Annotated in this window: 3 protein-coding genes; all 3 read left to right on the top strand. The window is 66.2% G+C overall.

Annotation, left to right across the window (positions count from 1 at the left end; translation table 11 throughout):
• Positions 1-719: class I SAM-dependent methyltransferase (locus ACREE8_RS25835; protein ID WP_431575900.1), on the top strand; the 719-nt coding region annotated here is incomplete at its 5' end.
• Positions 720-784: 65 nt separating this feature from the next.
• Positions 785-1,645 carry an MBL fold metallo-hydrolase gene (locus tag ACREE8_RS25830; RefSeq protein ID WP_431575899.1) on the top strand — a complete coding sequence of 287 codons (861 nt, stop codon included), beginning with the start codon at positions 785-787 and terminating at the stop codon, positions 1,643-1,645.
• Positions 1,646-1,896: 251 nt separating this feature from the next.
• A partial coding sequence (locus tag ACREE8_RS25825; protein ID WP_431575898.1) for a PAS domain-containing protein occupies positions 1,897-6,495 on the top strand: 4,599 nt, incomplete at its 3' end.

Raw genomic sequence — 6,495 nt, 5'->3', positions numbered from 1 at the left:
CGGTGCGGCCGGGTGAACGGGTGATCGATATCGGCTGCGGTTGCGGCGGCACCACGATCGAGCTCGGCCAGGCGGTCGGCCGCACCGGCGAGGTGCTGGGTCTCGACATCTCCGCGCCCATGCTGGCGCGCGCCCGGGAGCGCCGGCCGGCCGGCATGCCGATCGAGTTCCTGCAGGCCGATGCGACCACCCATCCGCTGCCCGCCGGTCATTTCGACCTGCTGTACTCGCGCTTCGGCGTGATGTTCTTCGCCGAGCCTGCCCGCGCCTTCGCGAATTTGCGACGCGGCCTGAAACCCAAGGGCCGCCTTGCATTCTCCTGCTTCCGCGATTCCAAGGATAATCCCTGGATGATGGTGCCGCTCAAGGCCGCCTATGAGCATGTGCCGCCGCTGCCGAAGCTGGGGGCCGAGGATCCGGGTCCCTTCGCCTTCGCCAGCGAAGAGCGGGTGCGCCGGATCCTGGGCGAAGCGGGCTTCGGCGCGATCCGGACGGAGATGGTCGACCTCGACTTCGACATCGCCGCCGGCCGCGGGCTCGAGGCCGCGGTCAGCGCCACCTTGGAGATCGGGGCTACCAGCCGCGCCGTCGAGGGCCAGCCGCCCGCCGTCCGCGACGCCGTCGCGGCCTCGGTGCGGAAGATCCTGGCGCCCTATCAGCGCGGCCAGTCGGTGCCGCTCCCCGCCGCGATCTGGATCGTGACGGCGATCAACCCCTAGCCTTTCGATGGAACTTTACGCCGGGAAATGAGATAGAGGGGACCCCGCCGCGCGACAGGTGATTCATGAATCCGACCATCCAGTCCTTCTTTCATGAACCGACCTTCACCGTCTCCTATCTCGTCATCGATCCCGACAGGCGCAAAGCGGCGATCGTCGATCCGGTGCTGGATTTCGATCCGAAGTCGGGTCGCACCGGCCACAAAACGGCCGACGGGATCCTGGCCGCGGCGGCCGTGGGCGGAATCGAGATTACTTGGATCCTCGAGACTCATGTCCATGCCGACCATCTGAGCGCCGCCGCCTATCTCAAGGAGAAGACCGGCGCGCGGACCGGTATCGGTGCCGCCGTCGGCGACGTCCAGCGCCATTTCAAGCCGGTCTTCAACGCGAGCGATCTCGAGCCCGACGGGCGGCAGTTCGATCGCCTCTTCGCCGATGGCGACCGCGTTCCCATCGGATCGCTCGAGGCGCAGGTGATGCATACGCCCGGCCACACGCCCGCCTGCATCAGCTATCTGATCGGCGATGCGGTGATTGTCGGCGACACGCTCTTCATGCCCGACTATGGAACGGCGCGCTGCGACTTTCCCGGCGGCAGCGCGCGCCAGCTCTATCGCTCGATCCGCCGCTTGCTGGCCCTGCCGCCGGCGACACGCATCTTCCTCTGCCACGACTACAAGGCGCCCGGCCGCGATCATTTCGTCTGGGAGACGACCGTGGCCGAGCAGCGCGCCAAGAACATCCACATCCATGACGGAATCGACGAAGCGACCTTCGTCGCCATGCGCGAAGGCCGCGACAAGACGCTCGACATGCCGGCGCTGATCATTCCTTCGATCCAGGTCAATATGCGGGCGGGGCAAATGCCGGCGCCCGACAGCAACGGCACGGTTTACCTGCGGATGCCGCTGAACCGGCTGTAGCTGGCGAGTCCCGCAATGGGGCGCCCAAAAGACGCGCCCTATCAGCCTCTTAGTCTCGATTAATCAATCTTTACTAAATCTTGCGATACTGGTCGGTCGGCGGGGTCCGCAGGACCATCGAGGATCGCTCGGCCGCGCGGCGGGAACGCTGCGGTCGGATCGGGAAAGGACTGCGCGCCGAGTGCCAACCGGCGTTGCGGCGACGCGACCTCCGTCACCGCGCCGCTTCTGACAGATATGTTTTCGAGACGATGATGCCACTGCCGAAGCTGCCCAATCCGATCTTGGCGAAGATGCGCACGCTGGAAGCCGCGCCCTCGCCCACGGCTGTGCCGAGCGAGACGGCCGCGGAGATCATGCTGCGCCGCGCCCAGCGCATCGGGCGCCTCGCCTTCTGGCATCTGTCGGGCCCGATCGACGACAACGGCCTGCGCATGGCCTGCGCCTACTCCGACGGCATCGAGCAGATCTTCGGCGTGAATCTCAATGAGCCGGGTTACGACACGCTCGATTTCGTGGAGCATTTCGTCCATCCGGACGACCGGGACCGCTCGCGCTCCATCTTCATGCGCTTCCGGCGCCGTCAGCTGCTGCAGTATTCGATCGAGTATCGTATCCGCCATGCCTCCGGCGACTGGCGCACGGTGCATGAAGCGGGCGAATGGGACCTGTCGGCGGAGGGAAAGCCGGTTGCCGCCGCGGGCGTCGTCCAGGACATCACGGACCGCAACCAGCTCGAGGCGCGCCTGCGCCAGAGCGAGACGCTGCTCGCCTCCGCACAGCGGATGGCACGGATCGGCTCCTGGCGCTGGACCGCCATCGGCGAGGATCCCTTCGCCTTTCATGGCCAGTATCACCACTCCCAGGAAGTCGCCGACATTTTCGGCGTCTCGATTCCCGAGCTCGACATCCCGCCGGAACGGTTCCTCGAACGCTTCGTGCATCCCGAGGATCGCCAGCGCGTCATGGATGTCTGGACCGTGTTCCGCAGCCCCAGCCATCCTTCGCTCGAGATCACCTACCGGGCGCGCCGCGCCGATGGCGAATGGCGCACCCTGCGTGAGTTCGCGACCTGGGATCATGGGCCCGAAGGCGAGTTGACGGGCGTCGCCGGCATCGTCGAGGACATCACCGACCGGCTGGAAGCGCAGATGACCGAGCGGCGGCGCTCCGCCATGATGGCGCGCGCGCAGCGCATGGCGAAGCTCGGCACCTGGCTCTGGCGCTGCGGGCCGGACGGCGTCGGCCTGCCCGAGGCCATCGAGTTCTCGCCGGAAGCGGCCGAAATCCATGGCGTTTCCGCCGCGGAGCTGGCGCTCGGCTCGAAGGACTATGCGACCCGGTTCGTGCATCCGGACGACCGGGCCGGATTCATCGCCACGCTCGCGCGCTTCCTGAAGCGCGACATCACCAGTTATTCGCTGCGCTATCGCATCCGGCATTCCTCGGGCGAATGGCGGACCGTGCATGACGTCGCGGAGTGGGACTTCACCCCGGACGGGCTTCCGCTCGGCACGACCGGGGTTCTTCAGGACATCACCGAGCGCCTGGCGGTCGAAGAGTCCATGCGCCGGAACGCGGCCCAGGTCCATCGCGCCCAGCAGATCGCGCGCATCGGCCATTGGCAGTGGACCGAGGGTGGCTGGGACGGCACCCCGTCACGGATCATGGAATGGTCCGATACCGCGGCGGAAATCCACGGCGTCGACAAATCGCAGCTGCAGGTCACCACGCGCGAATATCTCAAACGCTTCGTTCATCCCGACGATCGCAGCGCCGTCTCGGATGCCTATCGCCGCTTCAGCCGCCATGAGATCGAGCGCTACGCCATCGATTTCCGCATCACCGACGGCAAGGGCGGATGGCGTCATCTGCGCGAGATCACGGCCTGGGACTATGACGATTCCGGCCAGTCCGTCTCGGCCACGGGCGCCTTCCAGGACATCACCGAGCAGGTCGACAGCAAGCGTGCCCTGAGCCGCAGCGAGGACATGCTCTTGCGCGCGCAGCGAATCGCCAAGCTCGCCTATTGGCACTGGCATGGCGATCCGACCGTGGAAGACCCCGGCCAGGCGCCCCACATCTATTCCGACTCCATCAGCGAGATCTTCGGCGTCGCGCTGAGCGAATTCGAATTGACCGACGAGGAGTTCGTGGAGCGATTCCTTCATCCCGACGATCGCTCGCGGCTCAGCCAGATCCTCGTCGACTTCGCCGCCCTCAAGATACGCTCCTACGCCACCGAGTACCGCATCCGCCATGCCAGCGGCGAATGGCGGACCGTGTTCGATAGCGGCGAATGGGAATATGGCCCCGATGGCCGCGCGACCGGCGCTTCCGGCGCCATCCAGGACATCACCGAGCGCGTCGAGACCAACCGGGCCCTGCAGCGCAGCCAGGAACTTCTGACCCGCGCCCAGGAGATTTCCAAGCTCGGCTATTGGCACTGGGCCTTCGACCCCACGCTGCCGGACCCGCGCCAAGCCCCTTACGTCTATTCGCCCTCGATCTCGGCGATTTTCGGAATCTCACTTGAAGAGCTCCGCGGCACCGACGAGGAGCTGGTCGACCGCTTCATCCATCCCTCCGACCGCGAGCGCGTCCGGCAGGTGTTCGAGGAATTCAATGCCGAGAAGACGCAATCCTATGCCGTCGGGTACCGGGTCCGTCATGGGGTGACGGGCGAATGGCGGACGGTGTTCGATACCGGCGAATGGGATTACGGACCGGACGGGCGCGTCACGGGTGCATCGGGCGCCCTCCAGGACATCACCGATCGCAGCAATGTCGAAACGGCGTTGCGCGAGAGCGAGAAGCTGCTGACGCGCGCGCAGGAAGTGGCCAAGCTCGGTTACTGGCGCTGGCGCCCCAACCCGAACAGCAACAGCTGGCATGAAGGCGCGATCTACTACTCGGATACCGCGGCCCAGATCTATGGCGTCCAGCCCGACGACCTGGTCGTTCCCGACCGGCAGTTCGTCGTGCATTTCGTCCATCCGGACGATCGTGCCCGCATCCAGGACATCTACGACCGTTTCTTCCTCGCCGGCGACCGGCGCTACGAGGCCGAATACCGGATCCGCTTCGGCGAGAACCAGTGGAAATGGATCCACGAGATCGCCGAGTGGGATACGGACGACGACGACCATCGCATGGGCGCCACGGGCGTGATCCTCGACATCACGGCGCGGGTCGAATCGGACCAGGCCCTGCGTCACAGCGAGGCGCTCCTGATCCGCGCCCAGAGGACGGCCCGCGTCGGCCATTGGGTCTGGCGCGCCGACACCACCGACCGGCCCGTCGGCGAAGGGGCGGCGTATTTCTCCGCGGTCGCGGCCGAGATCTTCGGTGTCGATCCGGAAGAGCTGCGGATTCCGACGGACGAATGGGTCCGCCGCTTCGTGCATCCGGAGGACGCGGCGCGCGTTCTCAACATCCTGACGCGCTCGCTGGCCGGCGAGCTCACCCGCTACGAGATCGATTATCGCGGTCGCAACAGCGACGGCACCTGGCGCTGGATCCACGAGATCGCCCAGTATGACTATGATTCCGCCGGCAATGTCATCGGCGCCACCGGCGTGCTGCAGGACATCACGGAGCGCGTCGAGGCCCAAGCCGCGCTGCGGCGCAGCGAGGCGCAGCTGAAGCGCGCCCAGCAGATCGCCAAGCTGGCCTATTGGCATTGGAACATGACCGAGCGGCCTGACGGCTGGCAGAGCGCGACCTCGCATTATTCCTCGGAGGCCGCGGCCATCTTCGGCGTTCCCGTCGAGCGCCTCGCGCGCATGACCAACGTCCAATATCTGGAACGCTTCGTCCATCCGGACGATCGCGAGGGCCTCAAGCTGGTGTTCGGCGATTTCACCGCCATGCGTATCCTGGTCTATTCGATCGAATATCGCATCCAGCATGCCAGCGGCGACTGGCGCACCATCAGCGAGCGCGGGGAATGGGACCGGACGCCGGACGGCAAGGTCGCCGGCGCCACCGGTACGATCCAGGACATCACCGAGCTGCGCGAAGCGGAGCGCGCCCTGACGGAGGGCGCCGCCCGCCTCAAGCTCATGACCGACCATCTGCCGATCTCGATCGGCTATATGGACATGGACGAGCGCCTGCAGTTCGTGAATGCCACCGCCGAGCGCTGGTATGGCAGGCCGGCCGAAGAACTGGTCGGCCAGACCATGCAGGAGTTCATGGATGCCGAGACTTATCGTTTCATGCTGCCCTATGTCCGCGAGGCCAAGGCCGGCAAGGCGGTGAAGGTGCAGTTGCACCGTCAGTACCCGGCCGGCCCCCCGCGCGACATCGAGATGCTCTACGTCCCGCATGTCATCGCCAACGGCAAGGTCGCCGGCTTCTTCGGCATGGCCTTCGACATGACCGAGCGCCTGACCATGGAAGCCCAGCTGCGCCAGGCCCAGAAAATGGAAGCGGTCGGCCAGCTCACCGGCGGCGTCGCACACGACTTCAACAACCTGCTGGGCGTCATCGTCGGCAATCTGGATCTGCTGGCGGCGCAGATGCCGGGCGGGACCAAGGCCCAGTCGTTGCTGTCGACGGCCCTCGACGCGGCCGAAAGCGGTGCGGCGCTGATCCGCCGGCTGCTCGCCTTCTCGCGCCGCCAAATGCTGCTGCCCAAGGCCACCAATCTCTCGGAACTGGTGGGCGGCATGATGGTCCTGATGCAGCGCTCGCTGGGCGAATCGATCTCGATCGAGACGCGCATGCAGCCGGGCCTCTGGCCGGCGCAGATCGATGCCGGCCAGCTCGAGGCTGCAATCCTCAATCTCGCCATCAATGCGCGCGACGCCATGCCGATGGGCGGCGAGCTGGCGATCGAGCTCAAC

The organism is Hypericibacter sp. (assembly GCF_050729195.1).
Classification (GTDB): domain Bacteria; phylum Pseudomonadota; class Alphaproteobacteria; order Dongiales; family Dongiaceae; genus Hypericibacter.
Note: the sequence above shows the minus strand (reverse complement) of the source record. Positions and strands in the feature narration are given on the sequence as shown.

Excerpts from the sequence above, each read along its gene's own strand:
- ACREE8_RS25830 (WP_431575899.1), top strand. The coding sequence starts at position 785 with ATGAATCCGACCATCCAGTCCTTCTTTCATGAACCGACCTTCACCGTC.